Source organism: Micromonospora jinlongensis (genome assembly GCF_013410645.1).
GTDB classification, from domain to species: Bacteria; Actinomycetota; Actinomycetes; order Mycobacteriales; family Micromonosporaceae; genus Micromonospora; species Micromonospora zamorensis.
Window position 1 is genome coordinate 3,398,588 of record NZ_JACCHK010000001.1, and the last position, 16,934, is coordinate 3,415,521.

The window sequence follows — 16,934 nt, forward strand, 5'->3', positions numbered from 1 at the left end:
TGAAGTCCGAAAAATGACGGACCTGCCACGAGCCGACGAACCGGGCCGGCATGATCGGGCGGTGACCTCCATGAAGGACAAGATGCTCGCCGGCGAGCCATACATCGCCGACGATCCCGAAATCATCGGCGACCTGGACCGGGCCGCCCGGCTCATGGAACGCTTCAACACCAGTCCCGCAGCCCACCCGCAGGCCCGGATCGCGGCACTGCGTGAACTCCTCGGCGAGCTGGGCGAGGACACCTGGATCCGCCCGCCGTTCTACTGCGACTACGGCTGGCAGATCCGGATCGGGCCCCGCAGCTTCGTCAACTACCAGTGCGTCTTCCTCGACGTCGCACCGATCACCATCGGTGCCGACGTCCAGATCGGACCGAACGTCCAACTGCTGACCCCGACGCATCCGGTCGAACCCGGTCCACGACGGGACAAGTGGGAGGCCGCCAAGCCGATCACCATCGACGACAACGTCTGGCTCGGCGGTGGCGCGATCGTGCTGGCCGGCGTGACGATCGGCGCGAACACCGTCGTCGGCGCGGGCGCGGTGGTCACGCGGGACCTACCGGCCAACGTGGTCGCGGTCGGCAATCCGGCCCGGCCGGTCCGTCAACTCGACTGACCGGGGTCGACGCCGACGGGCCGGTCGAGCCGCGGCCCGCCCCCGGGCGGTCAGGCCGGCGGGGGCTCCGACAGGCGGACCACCAGGTCGGCCCGGTCGGCGGTAGGGGTGATGAGGGCCGCGTTCGACTCGTCGCTGCCCAACGCCCAGGCTCGCGCCTGCTCCGGTGATCGACCGTACGCCTCGTGCCGGGCCGTCAACCGGCGCTGGCGCAGCTCGGCGTCCAGGTCCAGGAACCACGCCTCGTGCAGCAGCGGCCGGATCTCCTGCCACGGGTAGTCCGGCAGCAGCAGGTAGTTGCCCTCGGTGACCACCAGCCGCACCGACGGCGGCACCTCGATCGCCCCGGCCACCGGCTCCTCCAGCTCACGCCGGAACTCCGGCGCGTAGACCGAGGTCGGCTCCAGGCGGCGTAACCGGCGCAGCATCGAGACATAGCCATTGGCGTCGAAGGTGTCCGCCGCGCCCTTGCGGTCGGCGCGGCCCAGCCGGACCAGCTGCGACTGGGCCAGGTGGAAGCCGTCCATCGGCACCAGGCGGGCGGTCGGCCCGACCTCCGCCACGATCAGCTCCGCCAGCGTGGACTTCCCGGCACCCGGCGCCCCGGCGATGCCGAGCAGTTGCCGTGGGCCCGCCTCCGCCAGCACCAACGCCCGTCCCACCAGCTCGTCGACGGACAGCACCTCGGCCGGCGGCATCAGTCGAGAACCGGATCGCTGATGGCGAACCGCGCCTGCACCGCCGCCTGCACGGTCTGCGGCTGCGGGTCCAGCTCAAGCTCCGGCGGGCCACCACCCGCGCCGCCACCCCCGGCGAACGCCGCCCGGGCAAACATCGGTCCGGCGACCGGGCCGGTGTCGGCCAGCTCGATCAGTGCGGTGACCCGGGCGCCGAGCGCCTCCGCGTACTCCCGGGCGCGCAGCAGTGCGTCGCGGATCGCGGCGTGTCGCGCCTCGCGGTGCACGGGGCTGTCCGGACGAAGCTCCCACCAGGGGCCACTCACCGAGACCTGATCCTGGTCGGCCAGCCGGAGCATCAGCTCACCGAGAGCGGTGAAGTCGGTGACCGTGACCGTCGTGGTGACGCTGCCGAGCCATCCCACCACACGCTCGCCCGAGCGCTTGGTCTGCGGCCGGACCCACAGGTCGCCGGTCTCCCGCCGGGCCACCGCCGGGTCGGAACCGTCCAACAGCACCCGGACGGCGGCGGCCCGCTCTGCGAGCTGAGTCAACGTCGCCTCCCGATCCCGACCACGGGCCGTCACCGTGACCGCGAACCGGGCCAGCTCGGGCGGCACCTCCCGGGTCACCTCGCCGCGCACCTGCACCACCGGGCCGTCCATCGCCATGCCCGTCAGCCTAGTCAGCCACGGGGAGCCACGCGGTGTAGGAAACCGTCCCGGAGTCGACCTGACACCCGGTCAGGTGCCCGCCGACGTCGCCCAGCCCACGCAGCCAGGTCACCTCGGCGTCGTGGTCGCCGTCGACCGCGAACTCCCGGGTCTGACCGACGAACCGCCGACCCGACAGCGCCGACCGGGCGGCTCTCGCCTCCGCGTACCGGGCGACGAGCGCCGGCGCGTCGTCGGCCCGCAGGGCGGCGGCCAGCCCGTCCAGGAAGCCGCGGACCTCGTCCAGCTCGTGCAGGACCCGGTCGCGGTTGCCCAGCAGCATGTTCGCGGTCCGCTCCGCCGGTGTGCCGGCGACCCGCGTGCCGTCGGAGAAGCTGCCCGCCGCCAGCGTCAGCACCGCGTCGCGCAGCGGCGCCCGCTGCGTCGCCCCGGCCAGCGCACCGGCCAGCAGGTGCGGCACGTGCGAGGCGAGCGCGGCCGCCGAGTCGTGCGCCGACGCGGACATCGGCACGACCCGGGCGTCGAACAGCTCCACCAGCAGCCCGGTCAGCCAGCGGAAGGCGTCGGTCGCGGCGCCCGGCGCCGGGCAGAGCACCCAGGCGGCACCCGCCAGCAGGGTCGGCGACGCGGCGGTCAGACCGGCGGACTCCGCACCGGCCATCGGGTGCCCGGGGACGAACCGGTCGGTGAGCCCGAGTCGGTCGGCCGCCTCGGCCACCTCGACCTTGGTGCTGCCGACGTCGGTGAGCACACAGCCGGGCGCGGTCAGCTCGGCCACCAGGGCCAGGGTGCCCGCAAGAGTGGGCAGCGGGCCGCAGAGGAACACCACGTCCCGCCCGGCCACAGCCTGCTCGATCGTGGCCGGGGCGACAACTCCCCGGTGCTGGGCCCGCTCCCGGGTAGCCGGGTCCGGATCCCATCCGACGACGTCCAGGCCGGCCTCGGCCAGGCGCAGCAGCACGGAGCCGCCGATCAGGCCCGTACCGATCACAGCCGCCCGCACCCCGGCGTACCGCCCGGTCGTGCCGTCGGTCATCGCCGGCCGCCCGGGGTCAGGCCCGCAGCCGGCCGGCGACCGCCGCGACATGCTCGTCGGACTCGGTCAGCGCAACCCGCACGTGCTGCCCGGCCGTGGGGCCGTAGAAGATGCCGGCGGCGACCAGGATGCCCCGCCGAGCCAGCCAGTCGACGGTGTCCCAGCAGTCCTCACCTCGGGTGAGCCAGAGGTAGAGACCCGCCTCGGAGTGTTCGACGGTGAACCCGGCACCGGTGAACGCGGCCGCGAGCACCTCTCGCCGGGCGCGGTAGCGCTCCCGCTGCTCCTCGGCGTGTCGCTCGTCCTCCAGTGCGGCCACCATCGCCGCCTGCACGGGCGCGGGCACGATCATGCCGGCGTGCTTGCGGACCTTCAGCAGCTCGGCGACGAGCGCCGGGTCACCGGCGACGAAGCCGGCCCGGTAGCCGGCCAGGTTGGAACGCTTGGACAGCGAGTGCACAGCGAGCACCCCGGCGTAACTGCCGCCGCTGACCTGCGGGGACAGCACCGAGACCGGCTCTGCCGACCAGCCCAGCGGCAGATAGCACTCGTCGCTGGCGACCACCGCGCCGCGTTCCCGCGCCCAGTCGACCACCTTCTTGAGGTGCGCCGCGGGCAGCACCCGGCCGGTCGGGTTGCCGGGCGAGTTGACCCAGACCAACCGGACCCGCGAGGTCGGCCCGACCGAGGTGAGCGAGTCGGCACGAACAACGGTGGCACCGGCCAGCCGGGCCCCGTCCTCGTAGGTGGGGTACGCGATCGACGGCACCACCACCACGTCACCCGGGCCGATGCCGAGCAGGGTGGGCAGCCAGGCGACCAGCTCCTTCGAGCCGATGGTCGGCAGCACACCGAGACTGTCGACGCTGGCGCCACAGGCCCGGGACACCCACGCCGCGATCGCGGCCCGCAGCGCCGGCGTGCCGGCGGTCAGCGGGTAACCGGGAGCATCGGACGCGTCAGCCAACGCCCGGCGGATCACCTCGGGCACCGGATCGACCGGCGTACCCATGGAGAGGTTGATCAGGCCCTCCGGATGCGCCGCGGCCAGGGTGGCCGCGGCGTCCAGGGTGTCCCAGGTGAACTCGGGCAGCCGCGACGAGACCGGCGCGGGCCGGTTCAGTGGCCCTCGCCGCGCGGCGGCTGCGCGGCGACGAAGGTGGCGTCCTTCTCCACCTTGCCGATCTTCGAGGCACCACCGGGCGAGCCCAGGTCCTCGAAGAACTCGTAGTTGGCGCCGGTGTAGTCCTTCCACTGCTCCGGGACGTCGTCCTCGTAGAAGATCGCCTCCACGGGGCAGACGGGCTCACAGGCACCACAGTCGACGCACTCGTCGGGGTGGATGTAGAGCATCCGATTGCCCTCGTAAATGCAGTCGACCGGGCACTCCTCGATGCATGCCTTGTCGAGCACATCCACGCACGGCTCGGCGATGATGTAGGTCACCGGTCTTCTCCTCCGCAAGACACGTCGCGATCTCCCGCGACGGTAAGAGCCTAGTATCTCGCCGGGGAGGGGGTCGATCGTGCTCCGACAGCAGGATGTGGGACACCGGATCGTGGTTCGCCGGATTGTGGGGATTCGCGAAGGTCGGCCGCTATTCTCCGATGCTCTCGGCGAGCTGGTGGAGCTGAGCGAGACCCATCTCACGCTGGCCACGGCGCACGGCCCGCTGCGGGTTCCGGTGACGCAGGTCCACCGCGCCAAGCGAGTGCCACCGACCCGTCGGCCAACCGCGGCAGCAGTGGTGGCGCTGGAACGGGCCGCCGACGAGGCCTGGCCGGCACCGACGCGGGGCCGCATCGGTGACTGGCTGCTCCGCTCGGCGGACGGCTGGACCGGGCGCGCCAACTCCGCGCTGCCGATCGGCGACCCGGACCGCCCGTTGGCCGCCGCCGTGGACGAGGTCGAGCGCTGGTACGCCGAGCAGGGCCAACCCGCGATGATCAATACGCCGCTCCCGCTCGCCGCGCCGGTCGGCACCGAACTGGACGCCCGTGGCTGGACCGCCCGCCCGCCGACACTGGTACAGACCGCGCCACTCCCCCTGCCTGCGCCGTCGTCCGTCGGCACCCCACCCGCTGCCGGTCGCGCCGAACTGGCTGGTGGGCAGGCCGAACTGGCTGGTGAGCAGGCCGACCTGGCTGGTGGGCAGGCCGACCTCGCTGGTGGGCAGGCCGGCGCTGCTGGTGAGCAGGCCGACATCGCTGGTGGTCAAGCCGGCGGCGCTGGTGGGCAGGCTCGCCGGTGGGAAAGTGTGGTCGTTGAGTTGGCCACCGCGCCGAGCGAGGGGTGGCTGGCCGTCGCCGCCGGCCGCAAGGGCGGCCTGCCGGACGCCGCCCGGCACGTGCTCACCGCCGTGGACCAGGTCCGCTTCGCCCACGGGTACGTCGACGGCACGCTGGTGGCGGTCGGCCGGGGCACGGTGACCGGCCAGGGGCGCTGGTTGGGCCTCAGCCTGATCGAGGTGTCACCGGTGGCCCGCCGGCAGGGGCTGGCCCGCCAGGTCATCCACGAGCTGGCCGCCTGGGGCGTGTCCGCCGGTGCGACGCGCGCGTTCCTCCAGGTCGAGCAGCACAACACGGCGGCGGTCGCGCTCTACCAGCGGCTCGGCTTCGTCACCCACCACACCTACCTGACCCGGGTCGCCCCGCACTGACCCCACCACCTCGGCGGGTCAACGGAGGCGCTGATCGACTCGGCTTCGCTGATCGACTCGGCCTTGCTGATCCACTCGGCCTTGCTGATCCACTCGGCTTTCAGGAAATCGCGGCATCCGCACGCCCCGGACACCGCAAATTCCTGGAACGCGAGTCGATCACGGCCCGGACACCGCGACTTCATGAAACCCGAGTCGATCAAGGCCCGCACAGGCCCGCCAGGACGCACCTCGGACCAGCAGCCTGACTGCGGCCAGCGGCGCCGGCCGCCACGGACCGCTGCGCGGACCAGCACGGACCAGCACCAACCGCCGCGCGGACCAGCACGGACCAGCACGGACCAGCACCGACCGCCGCGCGCGACCCGCACCCGCCGAAGCGCTGATCGACTCGGCTTTCAGGAAATCGCGGTATCCGCACGCCCTGGACACCGCGACTTTCCGGAACCCGAGTCGATCAAGGCCCGGACACCGCGAATTCACGGAACGCGAGTCGATCAAGGCCTGCACACTGGACCGAATCGGCAGGCGAACGCCTGCCTGGCCGGACACCTATCTGGCCGGACACCTGCCTGGCCGTACGCCTGCCTGGTCGACGGCTGCCCTACGGGCGTGGCGGCAGGGTCAGCGGCGTACGACGCGGCGGGGCTTCGCGGCCTTGACCTCGGCGTACCGCTTGAGCTGTTGCGAGCGGTAGTCACGTCCGAGCGCGGTGAGCAGGAGGTACCCGATCAGCACCCCGGCGCCGGCGGCGAGCAGGTAGAGCCAGATCTGGGCGAAGAACGTCGCCGCGCCGCCGGCGAACGGGTTGTGACCGATCAGCAGGGGCCCGACCAGGACGGTCAACAGCATCGCGACCAGTACGACGAGGGCCATGTCGGCTCCCCAGCCCGCCAGTGGCCGACGACGAGCCCAGCGGAAGGCGACCACGGCCAGGATCAGCCCGATCACCGCGAACATCGCCAGTGACACCCGGTCGGCTGCGGTGTCGTCACCCTCGAAACCGAACCGGATGATCAGTCGGGCGACCACGTTGACCGCGAACAGTGCTGCAACGAGCACCCCGACGTCACGCCACCGTCTGTCCATCGCAGGACCTCCTGCCGTACGCCCCGTCGCGGGGCCCGCATCTCTGGCAGGAATATTTACCACCCCTACCTGGGTGGCGTCATCAGCCGCCGAGCGTGTGTGGCGGGGCGAGGATCTGCCGGAAGCCCATCACCGCGAAGGTCATGGCACCGGCGACGATCATCGCCAGGCCGACCCAGTTGTCGCCGGACAGCAGCAGGTCGCCTTCGGTGGTCCGGATGGCGGCCACCGCCATCAGCGCGAACCACGGCACCGCCGGCAGTGCGACAGCCCACCTGCGGCCGACCGCCTCGTACGCGAACCAGCTCAGCACGATGTTGGCGCCGACGGCGAGAACGGCCGACACGCCGATCAGTTGCCCACCGACGCGGACCGTGGCGAGCAGCAGCTCCAACACCCCGGTCACCACTCCGGCGATCACCACGACGATCGCGCCGACCAGCCGCAGGCTCAGGTCCAGCAGTCGCGGCGGCGGCCCCGCCGGAGGCGGGGTGTCCTGGTCGTCCACGACCGTCATCGACGCGGCGGGCAGGGTCACCGGAGACCAGCCGCCGCGACCGGGGACCGGTCCGGGGCGGTCTCCTCGGGCAGCCCGGCGAAGAGGTCGTCCTCCCAGCCGTACGGCCCGGTGCCCGGGCCCTTCTCGCCGACGGCGAGGGTGAAGAATTCCACGCCCATGAACTCGCCGCCGAAGTTGCCGGCGATCGAGTAGAGCCAGGAGTTGGCTGGGATCTGGGTGGCGTGCGCCCGCATCGCGGTTTCCTTGGCCAGGTGCTGGTCGGTGCCGTCGATGCGGGCGGCGATCTGGGCGTCCGGGGTGCCGAAGGGCAGGTCGGCGATGTCCTCGATGCCGCCGAACGGGTTGTCGGCGGACTCGGCGAAGTGCGCCATGCCGGCCTCCAGCACGCTGAGCGGCATGGCCGTCCAGTAGACCTTGAGCGGGGCGCAGCCCTCGGCGGCGGCAAGGTCGACGGCACGCATCGCCACCCGGTGCGCCTGGATGTGGTCGGGGTGACCGTAGAAGCCGTTCGGGTCGTACGTGATGAGCACCTGCGGGCGTACCTCTCGCATGATCTCCACGAGATGCCCGGCGGCCTCGTCGAGGTCGGCCTGCCAGAAGGCGCGGGGGTGTTCGTTGGTCGCGAGCCCCATCATCCCCGAGTCGCGGTAGCGGCCGGCGCCGCCGAGGAAGCGGTGGTCGCTGACGCCGAGGGCGGCGCACGCGGCGGCCAGCTCGGCGATCCGGTACCCGCCGAGCTGGTCGGCCTCGGCGGCGGCGAGCTGGGCCAGCGCGGGCACGTGGATCTCGCCCTCCTCGCCGAGGGTGCAGGTCACCAGCGTGACGTGCGCGCCGTTCGCGGCGTAGTGGGCCATCGTCGAGCCGGTGCCGATCGACTCGTCGTCGGGGTGCGCGTGGACCAGCAGCAGGCGGCGGTCGGGCAGCATCGTCACGACGGTCACTCTAACCGGCGTTCTGCTCCGGTCGACGCGGACGCGTCCGCCCAGGTCGGCCACATCACCTCCGGTCCGGCTCTACGATTTGGTCTGTGGACTTCCCGGAGCTGGCCGCCCGCACACGCCGGTTCAGCCACGGCGCGCCACGCGCTGTCTCCGTGGCTGACGACGGCTCCCGAGTGATCTTCCTGCGCTCCGCGGGGCCGGAGGACGCGGCGGACGCGCTCTGGCTGCTGGACGTGGCCACGGCCGAGGAGCGCCTGGTCGCCGACCCGGCAACGCTGCTCGGTGAGGGCGGGGACGTCCGGTCACTCTCCCCCGGTGAGCGCGCGCTGCGGGAGCGGCTGCGGCTCAGCGCTGCGGGCATCGGCTCGTACGCGTTGGACGCCCCCGGCCGGGTAGCGGTCTTCGCGCTGGCGGGGCGGTTGTTCCGGGCCGATCTGGTGCACGGCGACGTGGTGGAGGTGGCCACCGTCGGCCCGGTGCTCGACCCCCGTCCGGACCCGACCGGGCAACGGCTGGCGTACGTGACCGACGCGGCCGAGGGTGTCCGCCGGGGCGAGCTGCGGGTGATCGAGGCCGATGGCACCGACACCCTGCTGGCCGGTGAGGACGCCGGGGTGAGCTGGGGTCTGGCCGAGCACATCGCGGCGGAGGAGTTCGGCCGGTACCGGGGCTACTGGTGGGCGCCGGACGGGCGCATGGTGCTCGCCGCCCGCGTCGACGAGTCCCGCCTGGAACGCTGGCACCTGCACGACCCGGCCCAGCCGGCCAGTCCGCCGACCGCCGTCGCTTATCCCCGGGCTGGTGGGCCGAACGCCGAGGTCAGCCTGCACCTGCTGGACCTGGACGACGGCTGGGTCGACGTGCACTGGGACCGGGAGACCTACCCGTATCTGACCGCGGTCAGCTGGGTCGAGGGCAGCCCGTTGATCACGGTGCTGCGCCGCTCACAGCAGCACGGGCTGGTGCTGGCGGTGGACCCGCGCACGGGTGAGACGCAGGTGCACGCGGAGCTGGCCGACCCGCGCTGGGTGGAGCCGATCGCCGGCACCCCGGCGCACCTGCCGGACGGCCGGGTGCTGGTCGGCGGGGAGTTGGCACACGACGGGTACGACGCACGGTGCCTGTTCGCCGACGGCACCCTGCTCACCCCGCCGTCGCTGTACGTGCGGCGGGTGGTGGGTCGGCTGCCGGCGGCCAGCGGCCCCGCGGACCTGCTGGTGGAGGCGAGCGACGGCGAGCCGAGCGAGCGGCACCTGTTCCGGGTCCGCACCACCATCGGCGGTGGGGTGGACGCGCGTCGGCTCACCACCGACTCGGGCTGGTACACCGCCGCCGTCGGCGGGGACGTGCTGGCGATCGGTGTCGCGTCGCTGGACCATGCCGGGGTGCGCTGGACGGTGCGTCGCGGCGGTCAGGAGATCGCCGAGCTGCGGTCGTTCGCCGCGACTCCGCCGTACTCTCCGCTGCCGTTGCTGGAACGGGTGACCGACCGGCGCTTGCCGGCGGCGGTCCTCTACCCGGACAACCACGTGACGGGCCGGCGGCTGCCGGTGCTGCTGGACGTCTACGGCGGCCCGGGGCACCAGGAGGTGGTGGCGGCGCGGGCCGCGTGGTTGGAGCGGCAGTGGTGGGCCGACGCCGGGTTCGCGGTGGTCACCATCGACAACCGGGGTACGCCGGGAGTGGCCCCGTCGTTCGAGAAGGCGATCCACCGTCGGGTGGCCGACGTGATCCTGACCGACCAGATCGACGCGCTGACCGCACTCGCCGGCAAGCACCCCGACCTGGACCTGGATCGGGTGGGGGTGCGGGGCTGGTCGTTCGGGGGGTGGCTGGCCGGGTTGGCGGTGCTACGCCACCCGGAGCTGTTCAAGTGCGGCATCGCGGGCGCCCCGGTGACCGACTGGGCGCTGTACGACACCGCGTACACCGAGCGTTATCTGGGGTTGCCGGAGGACGGCACGGACGTCTACGCGCACCATTCGCTGGTCGAGATGGCCGCCGAACCGGTCACCGGCCCGGACCAGGCCCGCCCGTTGCTGCTGGTGCACGGTCTGGCCGACGACAACGTGGTGGCGGCGCACACCCTGCGGCTCTCCGCGGCCCTGCTGAGCGCCGGCCGCCCGCACGCCGTGCTGCCGTTGACGGGTGCCACGCACATGGCCGCGAACGGCACCGCCGAGCGGCTGCTGCCCCTGGAACTGGATTTCCTCCGCACCCACCTGCTGTAAGCAGCACCGAGCCCTGTCGAGAGGGCTCCAGGGGATCTGTTGCCCACTCCCAAGATCGTGCCGGATCCAGGATCGAGTGGGGCCCTACAGTTCGGTGGCGGTGTCGAGGGCCGCGACGTCTGGTCCGGTCGAGCCGCCGTACGTGGCGATCTTGTATTCGGTCGCCGCGAGGGAGAGGGTCAGCTCACGAATCCGGCGACGGATGATGTCGCGATGTTCAAGCAGCATGTCGAGCCGCTCGGGCACCGTGTCCTGCCCGGCGTCCACGAGCGAAATGTAGTGCTGCAGGTCGCGCATCGGCATCCCGGACAGCCGCATCCTGGTGAGGAACACCAGGCGCCGCACCGCTGCGCCGTCGTAGACGCGATGACCGTGGCTGTCACGGGCCACCTCGACCAGCCCGGCCCGCTCGTAGTAACGCAGCGTGTGAGGCGTGATGTCGAGGAGGTCGGCGACCTCGGCGATCGTCATCGGCTCGGGGACGTCGGCCAGGTCGGTGAGGCGGTGGATCACCTCGACCGACAGCGGGCCGTCATCCCCGACCATTTCCAAGGCCCTGGTCATCAGATCGTCGGTGGCCATGACATCACCCTAGATCGGCCGGACCGACGCCGGGACGCCGTCAAAGTCGGCGCTGCGGGCAGTCTCGGCCCACCGCTCGACCTCGTCCAGACCACGCCGGTACACGCCCGAGATGCGCTCGACCGCTTCGCGCCCGAGCGGCAGACGCAGCGGCACCTCGTTGCTGTGTGCGAGGGACACGATGATCTCCGCCGCCCGCGTTGGGTCACCTTCCTGGCGGCCGTCGGTCCCGGCCATGTCCGCGCGGACGGCGGCGAGCAGATCACGGTAGGTTTCGGACGCCTCGGTGAATTCGAGTACGTCGGCGGCGTTGAAGTCGGTCCGGAACCGGCTCGGTTCAACGATCATCACGCGGATCCCGAACGGTGCGACCTCCCCGGCCAGCGCCTCGGACCAGCCTTCGAGGGCGAACTTCGACGCGGAGTAGGCCGATACGCCGGGAAACGCCATCCTCCCGCCCTGGCTGCTCATCTGCACGATCATCCCGGCGCCCCGGCTACGCATCGCGGGCAACGCCGCCCGCACGAGCGCGGCCGGGCCGAACAGGTGCAGATCCATCAACTCGCGCAGCTGCGCGTCGCTGACCTCCTCGACCGCTCCGACAACTGCCCGGCCCGCGTTGTTGACGAGAACGTCAAGCTGACCGAAGCGGTCGAGGGCGGCCCGCACGAGCGACGCCGCCGCAGCGATGTCCCGGGCGTCGAAGTTCGCGATCAGAAAGTTGTCGGGGTGTTTGGCCGCCAGGTCGGCCACGCTGTCCGGCCGGCGTACCGCCGCCACCACATGATCGCCCGCGGCGAGCGCCGACTCCGCCAGTGCTCGCCCGAAACCGCGGGACGCACCGGTGATGATCCAGGTCTGTGTCGTCATGGCGGCAAAGCTATGGCTTTGAGCGCGCGCGAACGCAAACGCGAACCCGCGGCGACGCAAGTCCTCTGGTCGGCCTTGAGGGGCAGCGTCTGATGGCACGCTCTGGTCGATGCGCTCAGGGGCGTGCGTCGTATTGCGTCCGGGCGTCGAAGACGCGGTCCATGTGCGTCTCCGCCCAGTTCTTGATCGCGATCATGACCGGGAACAGCTCATGGCCGAGCGGGGTGAGTTCGTAGTCGACGCGGACCGGCACCGAGGCGGTGACCGTGCGGGTGACCAGGCCGTCGCGCTCTAGCGTGCGCAGGGTCTGGGTGAGCATCTTCTGGCTGACGCCGGCGACGCGGCGGGCGAGCTCGCCGTGCCGCTGCGGGCCACTGGCGAGCGCTGGGATCACCAGGGCGACCCACTTGTCGGTGAGCCTGCTCAGCAGCTCACGGGTGGGGCACTGTTCCAGGAACGCGTCGTAGTCGCGTTTGGCCTGCTCACGGCGTTGCGCCGCGCTCGTCGTCGCCATGCTGCCTCCTCCGGGTGCCCTAGGCACTTCAAGGTACCTACTTACTCACAGTGCCGACGATTCGTACGGTCGTGGTGAACACGAAATCCCATGAAGGAGACGACGATGCGCGCAGTCAGCTATGCAGAGTTCGGAGGGCCGGAGGTCCTGCACGTGGCCGAGGTGCCGGTGCCCGAGCCAGGGCCGGGGCAGGTCCGGGTGCGGGTCGCGGCGTCGGTCGTCCATCCGGTCGATCTGATGGTCCGCTCCGGTCGGTTCCCGGCCCCGCTGCCGACCGGTCTGCCGTACACGCCCGGCTGGGACGTTGCCGGCAGCGTCGACGCGGTCGGCCCGTCGGTCGAGGAGTTCAGGATCGGCGACGAGGTCATCGGCTTCTCGCCGTGGCTGCAAACCACTGTCGGCGCCCACGCGGAGTACGTGGTCCTCGATGCCGCCTGGCTGACCTCCGCGCCCACCGGCGTCCCCGCCACCGAATCGGCGACCCTGCCGACCAACGGCCTCGCCGCCGCCCAGGCCCTCGACCTGCTCGCGCTCCCCGCGGGTTCGACAGTGCTCGTCACCGGTGCCGCCGGGCAGGTCGGTGGGTTCGTTCTGGCCCTGGCCCGGGCGACCGGCCTGCACGCCACGGGACTCGCCGGGCTCGACGACCGTGAGTTCGTCGAGTCGCTGGGCGCCGCGTTCCTGTCGCGCGCCGACGACCCGACGGGGACGTTCGACGCGGTCATCGACCTGGCGGTGATCGGGTCCTCGCTGCTGGACCTCGTCCGGGACGGCGGCGGTTACGTGGCCGCGTCACCCCCGCTCCGCCCGGAGTCGGTGCGGGGAATCCGGACCTTCGCGCTGGAGGTGATACCGGACGGATCCCGGCTGGGCGAGCTGGTCAAACTCGTCACCAGCGGCGACGTCCCGCTCCGGGTCGCTGGCGTGTACCCCTTCGCCGACGCGGCGGCAGCCCATGACCGGCTGTCCCGAGGCGGCGTACGCGGCGGCGTGGTGCTCGTCCCCTGACCCGCAGCGAAAGCCTGGCCGTCGCGCATGCCGCTCGCGCCATGTGCTTGCATCTCAAGCCGGTTGAGATCGCAGAGTGGGCGTCGATACGCGGCCAACTCCCCAAGATCGCGCTCGATCCAGGATGGAGTGGCATCCCGGCGGCAGATAGCCACTCGATCCAGGATCGAGCGTGACCTTGGACGCCATTTGGGGTGAACCCGCCACGCTCACAGCACCCCGAGGCCGATGGCGAGCTGCGTGATCGTGGCTGGGGCGTTCGGGTCACGGGCGACCTGGGCGACCACGTCCCGCACGGCTGGCCGGTCGCGGATCTCGGCGGGTGCGATGCGCTCGGCCTGCAACAGGACCCGGGCCGCGTTGGTGAGGTCGTCCGTCTGGAGCTAGGCGCGCGCCGCGTCGATCAGGTGCGCAGCACGGTGCTCGACCGGCAGCCACCGCCACCCGTTCCGCCCGATCGCCTTCTCGTGCCGGGCGACCGCCTGTGGCCCGTCGCCCAACTCCACTGCGGCGGCGACCCGCGCCAGCTCGACGGCCGTCGGCCCGAACGCCGTCCGGTAGTGGTCGTGACCGTCGCCCACCCGATCGGCCAGCTAGGCCGCCTCGTCCAGCAGCTCACCGACCACCCGATCGTCGACCGCCCTGGCCGCGATCAGGGCGGCCTGCACCAGCAGCGATCCACGCAGTGACAACTCTCCCGGCGTGCCAGGGGCGATCTGGGAGGCGGCGGCGAGCATCACCGGCCCTGCCCGAACCGATGCCCGCAGTACCTGGCCCAACTGCACCGCCGCGCAGGCCAACAACACCCGGTCACCGGCGGCGGCTGACATCGCCCGGTCAGCGGCCAACCAGGCGAGGTTCCCCTCGCCCAGCTTGACCAGCAGCGCGGCCGTCACCCGATACGCCTCCACCACCGCCACCCGTCCGGCCTCCGGGTCCTGCGCGTGGGCGCGATGCATCTCGGTCACCAACGCGGGCAGCAGCTCCGCCAGACGCGGGTACCGGGCGTGCTGGTAGGTCATCCACGCATGCCGCACCTCCAGAGCCAACCGTTCGGCCGACATCACGTCACGGTCCGTCGAGCCCAACGACGCAAACAAGAGACTCGTCCAGCGCTGGGAATCTGGCGCGATCGCCGCACCGCGGCCCGTGTACGCCCGCGCCCTGGAGGTCGTCACCGGCCTGCCGGTATCGCTGCTCGGCTTCGCCGCGATACCCAATGGCCATGCCGTCGATGACCAACACGGTGGCCACGACCTGACCTCGCCCATGTCCACCCTGGCCACGCCGACACCCAAGCCGCTCGCGGTCCACGCGTCCTACGAAGGTGTCTGGCTCAGCCGCTACCAATACCACTCCAGCGGGCGGGGAGATTCATTCGCCGGGCAGCACTTCGTGGTTGTCCTCCAGCACGGCGACCGGCTAACCGTGCGCAGCCTGCCCGGCTCGGCGGCATCGTCGCTGTCAATGGATCTCACCGTGGACGGTGTCGTGGTCACCGGCACCTGGTGGAGCAGACCGATCCCGCCGGCTACTACCGGGGAGCCCGGTACCACGGCGCAATCCAGCTACTGGTAGAGCCCACCGGCCGACGGATGGCCGGGAAATGGGTCGGGTTCGGCAAGGACATGGACGTCAACACCGGCCCGTGGGAGCTGACCTTCCGGGATGCTTCCACGTCCAAGGCGACGCTCGACCACTACAACAGGTCGCCCGAATAGGACAAGGCGCTACCCCGCCTGCAGCGCCTGCTGGGACGTCGATGCGCACGCTGATGGCGCTGATGCGCGGACGTCGGCTGAGGATCGGTCAGCCGAGGGCGTGGGCTCGGCGTTGGAGGTACCGCTGTTCGACCTGGTTCCGGCTCAGGGCGGCAGCTTCCCGGTACCGCCCCGCCGCGCCGACCGTGTCACCTGTCATCTCGAGCAGGTGTGCGCGGATCGCGCGTTCGCGTTGCCGGGTCAGCGGTTCCTCGTCCAGGTGGTAGCTCCGGTTGAGGTCGTCGAGCAGGGCCAGCCCCCGGGCCGGCCCGTACGCGTGCGCGACCGCGACCACCCGGCTCAGCCGTACCGGTGCGGTCGGGCTGAGGTGTTCCAGTCCCAGGTACAGTGCCGCGATCTGTGGCCAGTCCGTCAGGTCCGGCGACGCGGCCGCCGTGTGCACGGCCGCAATTGCCGCCTGTAGCTGGTACGCACCGATCTCGCGCCGCGGCCAAACGCTGTCGATCAGCTCGGTGCCCTCGCGGATCAGCTCGTGATCCCACCGGGTCCGATCCTGCTCGTCCAGCGGCACCAACTCGTCGCCGTCGGTACGGGCAGCGCGCCGCGACTCGGTCAGCAGCATCAGAGCGAGTAGCCCGGTCACCTCGGGGTCGTCCGGCAGGGCGTCACGGAGCATGCGGGTCAGCCGGATCGCCTCCCGGGTCAGGTCCACGCGGGCCAGTTCGTCTCCGGTGGAGGCGGTGTAGCCCTCGTTGAAGATCAGGTAGAGCACCTGCATGACGGCGTTCAGCCGACTGTCGCGGTCGGCGTCGGTTGGCGGCGTGAACCGGGCGCCGGCGCGGGCCAGTTGCTGTTTGGCGCGGCTGATCCGGGCGCCCATGGTGTTCTCGGTCGTCCCGTAGGCGTGTGCGATCTCGGTGGTCGTCAGGCCGCCGACCGCGCGCAGCGTGAGCGCCACCCGGGAGGTGGGGCTCAGCGCGGGGTGACAGCACAGGAGCAGAAGCGTGAGACTGTCATCGGTTTCCTGCGCAGGGCCCGTCTGCCGGCTCGGGTCTCGCATCGCCAGTTCGCTCATGCCGGCGTGCCGCTCGCGGCGGCGTCGGGCCTGGTCGGTGCGGAGCAGGTCGACCATCCGCCGGTACCCGATCCGGATCAGCCAGCTGCGCGGGTGTTCCGGTACGCCGTCTGCCGGCCAAATCCTGCTCGCGGCGAGCAGGGCCTCCTGGACCGCGTCCTCGGCGATGTCGAAGTGACCGAAGCGCCGCACCAGCGCGCCGAGAACCTGCGGCGCCTCGGTGCGCAGCAGATGCTCGACGTCAGGTGTCACGCCGGTCCTGCCGTTCGGGTGCCCTCCCAGTCTGCCGCCGTCGGGCCATGCTGAACGCGGCTGGTCATGCCACGAAGTCCGCACCCATGATCGGCCGGATCTCCATCGGCTCGCCCAGAACATCGACCATCCGCGAGACGATCTCGACCGCGCGCTCCTGGCTGCTCACGTCGATCACCGCGAAACTCGCCAGGACCTCCTTGAGCTCGACGAACGGGCCATCGGTGGCCACCACGCCGGTCGGGGTCCTGCGGATCGTGGTGCTGACCGCCGGGTGACCGAGTCCCTCGCTGCTGACGAACTCGCCGGTCTCGATCAGCTCCTGTTCGAACCGCTGGTACGCGGCGAACGCGGCTAGCGCCTCCTCGGACGGGGTGTCGGCGGTCGCGGCGTCCCAGGCTGCGGCCGGCGTGTAGCTGAGCAGCAGATACTTCATGGTCATCCTCGTGTTCGCGGGGCTCGGGTC

Annotated in this window: 20 protein-coding genes and 1 pseudogene; 5 read left to right on the top strand and 16 right to left on the bottom strand. The window is 71.7% G+C overall.

Features of this window, described 5'->3' with window-relative positions; genetic code table 11:
• Positions 1–61 precede the first annotated feature (61 nt).
• Complete coding sequence (locus tag HNR22_RS14845; protein ID WP_343059820.1) at positions 62–619, top strand: sugar O-acetyltransferase; 558 nt, start codon at positions 62–64, stop codon at positions 617–619.
• Positions 620–669: 50 nt separating this feature from the next.
• Here HNR22_RS14845 and HNR22_RS14850 read toward each other — a convergent pair whose 3' ends face one another.
• The 5 genes from HNR22_RS14850 to fdxA are packed head-to-tail and all read right to left on the bottom strand — an operon-like array spanning position 670 to position 4,452.
• Positions 670–1,317, bottom strand: a complete 648-nt coding sequence (locus HNR22_RS14850) for a nucleoside/nucleotide kinase family protein (protein WP_179780882.1) — start codon at positions 1,315–1,317, stop codon at positions 670–672.
• Entirely contained in the window at positions 1,317–1,967 is a 651-nt protein-coding gene (locus HNR22_RS14855) for an SIMPL domain-containing protein (RefSeq protein WP_179780883.1), read from the bottom strand. Before HNR22_RS14855 ends, HNR22_RS14850 begins: the two co-directional genes overlap by 1 nt.
• Positions 1,968–1,977: 10 nt before the next feature.
• Positions 1,978–3,006: a prephenate dehydrogenase gene (locus HNR22_RS14860; RefSeq protein ID WP_179780884.1), complete on the bottom strand. Its 1,029-nt coding sequence runs from the start codon at positions 3,004–3,006 to the stop codon at positions 1,978–1,980.
• Positions 3,007–3,022: 16 nt separating this feature from the next.
• Entirely contained in the window at positions 3,023–4,129 is a 1,107-nt protein-coding gene (gene dapC, locus HNR22_RS14865) for a succinyldiaminopimelate transaminase (protein WP_218907870.1), read from the bottom strand.
• Positions 4,126–4,452 (bottom strand): ferredoxin, encoded by a 327-nt coding sequence (fdxA, locus tag HNR22_RS14870; RefSeq protein WP_007464872.1) that lies wholly within the window; start codon positions 4,450–4,452, stop codon positions 4,126–4,128. The genes dapC and fdxA overlap by 4 nt, the downstream gene beginning before the upstream one ends.
• Before the next feature lie 79 nt (positions 4,453–4,531).
• On the opposite strand from fdxA, the gene HNR22_RS14875 reads away from it, so the two are divergent.
• On the top strand, positions 4,532–5,665 hold the full coding sequence (locus tag HNR22_RS14875; RefSeq protein ID WP_343059821.1) for a GNAT family N-acetyltransferase: 1,134 nt from the start codon (positions 4,532–4,534) through the stop codon (positions 5,663–5,665).
• Positions 5,666–6,289: 624 nt separating this feature from the next.
• Here the strand turns inward: HNR22_RS14875 and HNR22_RS14880 are convergent.
• From HNR22_RS14880 to mshB, 3 genes are all read right to left on the bottom strand, one after another.
• Positions 6,290–6,754 (bottom strand): hypothetical protein, encoded by a 465-nt coding sequence (locus tag HNR22_RS14880; protein ID WP_179780885.1) that lies wholly within the window; start codon positions 6,752–6,754, stop codon positions 6,290–6,292.
• Positions 6,755–6,836: 82 nt separating this feature from the next.
• Positions 6,837–7,271, bottom strand: coding sequence for a hypothetical protein (locus HNR22_RS14885; RefSeq protein WP_179783563.1), 435 nt, complete (start codon positions 7,269–7,271; stop codon positions 6,837–6,839).
• 17 nt (positions 7,272–7,288) lie between these two features.
• Positions 7,289–8,215, bottom strand: a complete 927-nt coding sequence (mshB, locus tag HNR22_RS14890) for an N-acetyl-1-D-myo-inositol-2-amino-2-deoxy-alpha-D-glucopyranoside deacetylase (protein ID WP_179780886.1) — start codon at positions 8,213–8,215, stop codon at positions 7,289–7,291.
• Between the two features lie 86 nt (positions 8,216–8,301).
• On the opposite strand from mshB, the gene HNR22_RS14895 reads away from it, so the two are divergent.
• A complete protein-coding gene (locus HNR22_RS14895; protein WP_179780887.1) occupies positions 8,302–10,446 on the top strand; it encodes a prolyl oligopeptidase family serine peptidase in 2,145 nt (714 codons plus the stop codon).
• An 84-nt stretch (positions 10,447–10,530) separates the two neighbouring features.
• Here the strand turns inward: HNR22_RS14895 and HNR22_RS14900 are convergent, their stop codons facing one another.
• The 3 genes from HNR22_RS14900 to HNR22_RS14910 are packed head-to-tail and all read right to left on the bottom strand — an operon-like array spanning position 10,531 to position 12,412.
• Positions 10,531–11,028, bottom strand: a complete 498-nt coding sequence (locus HNR22_RS14900) for a MerR family transcriptional regulator (RefSeq protein ID WP_179780888.1) — start codon at positions 11,026–11,028, stop codon at positions 10,531–10,533.
• A gap of 9 nt (positions 11,029–11,037) precedes the next feature.
• Complete coding sequence (locus HNR22_RS14905) at positions 11,038–11,958, bottom strand: SDR family NAD(P)-dependent oxidoreductase (RefSeq protein ID WP_246380879.1); 921 nt, start codon at positions 11,956–11,958, stop codon at positions 11,038–11,040.
• Between the two features lie 55 nt (positions 11,959–12,013).
• The gene (locus tag HNR22_RS14910) at positions 12,014–12,412 is read right to left on the bottom strand and encodes a winged helix-turn-helix transcriptional regulator (protein WP_179780889.1); all 399 of its coding nucleotides are present in this window, start codon (positions 12,410–12,412) and stop codon (positions 12,014–12,016) included.
• Between the two features lie 105 nt (positions 12,413–12,517).
• Here HNR22_RS14910 and HNR22_RS14915 point away from each other — a divergent pair, with 105 nt between their 5' ends.
• Complete coding sequence (locus HNR22_RS14915; RefSeq protein WP_179780890.1) at positions 12,518–13,420, top strand: NADP-dependent oxidoreductase; 903 nt, start codon at positions 12,518–12,520, stop codon at positions 13,418–13,420.
• Positions 13,421–13,629: 209 nt separating this feature from the next.
• Here HNR22_RS14915 and HNR22_RS31665 read toward each other — a convergent pair whose 3' ends face one another.
• The 3 genes from HNR22_RS31665 to HNR22_RS14925 are packed head-to-tail and all read right to left on the bottom strand — an operon-like array spanning position 13,630 to position 14,484.
• A complete protein-coding gene (locus HNR22_RS31665; RefSeq protein ID WP_281374165.1) occupies positions 13,630–13,764 on the bottom strand; it encodes a hypothetical protein in 135 nt (44 codons plus the stop codon).
• A 39-nt stretch (positions 13,765–13,803) separates the two neighbouring features.
• Entirely contained in the window at positions 13,804–14,001 is a 198-nt protein-coding gene (locus HNR22_RS14920; RefSeq protein ID WP_179780891.1) for a hypothetical protein, read from the bottom strand.
• Between the two features lie 12 nt (positions 14,002–14,013).
• On the bottom strand, positions 14,014–14,484 hold the full coding sequence (locus HNR22_RS14925) for a hypothetical protein (protein ID WP_179780892.1): 471 nt from the start codon (positions 14,482–14,484) through the stop codon (positions 14,014–14,016).
• On the opposite strand from HNR22_RS14925, the pseudogene HNR22_RS30990 reads away from it, so the two are divergent.
• Positions 14,441–15,141: pseudogene (locus HNR22_RS30990) on the top strand (XRE family transcriptional regulator). The gene HNR22_RS14925 and the pseudogene HNR22_RS30990 sit on opposite strands and share 44 nt — an antisense overlap.
• 88 nt (positions 15,142–15,229) lie before the next feature.
• Here HNR22_RS30990 and HNR22_RS14935 read toward each other — a convergent pair.
• Complete coding sequence (locus HNR22_RS14935; protein ID WP_343059822.1) at positions 15,230–16,468, bottom strand: RNA polymerase sigma factor; 1,239 nt, start codon at positions 16,466–16,468, stop codon at positions 15,230–15,232.
• 64 nt (positions 16,469–16,532) lie between these two features.
• Positions 16,533–16,904: a YciI family protein gene (locus HNR22_RS14940; protein WP_179780894.1), complete on the bottom strand. Its 372-nt coding sequence runs from the start codon at positions 16,902–16,904 to the stop codon at positions 16,533–16,535.
• Between the last annotated feature and the right edge of the window lie 30 nt (positions 16,905–16,934).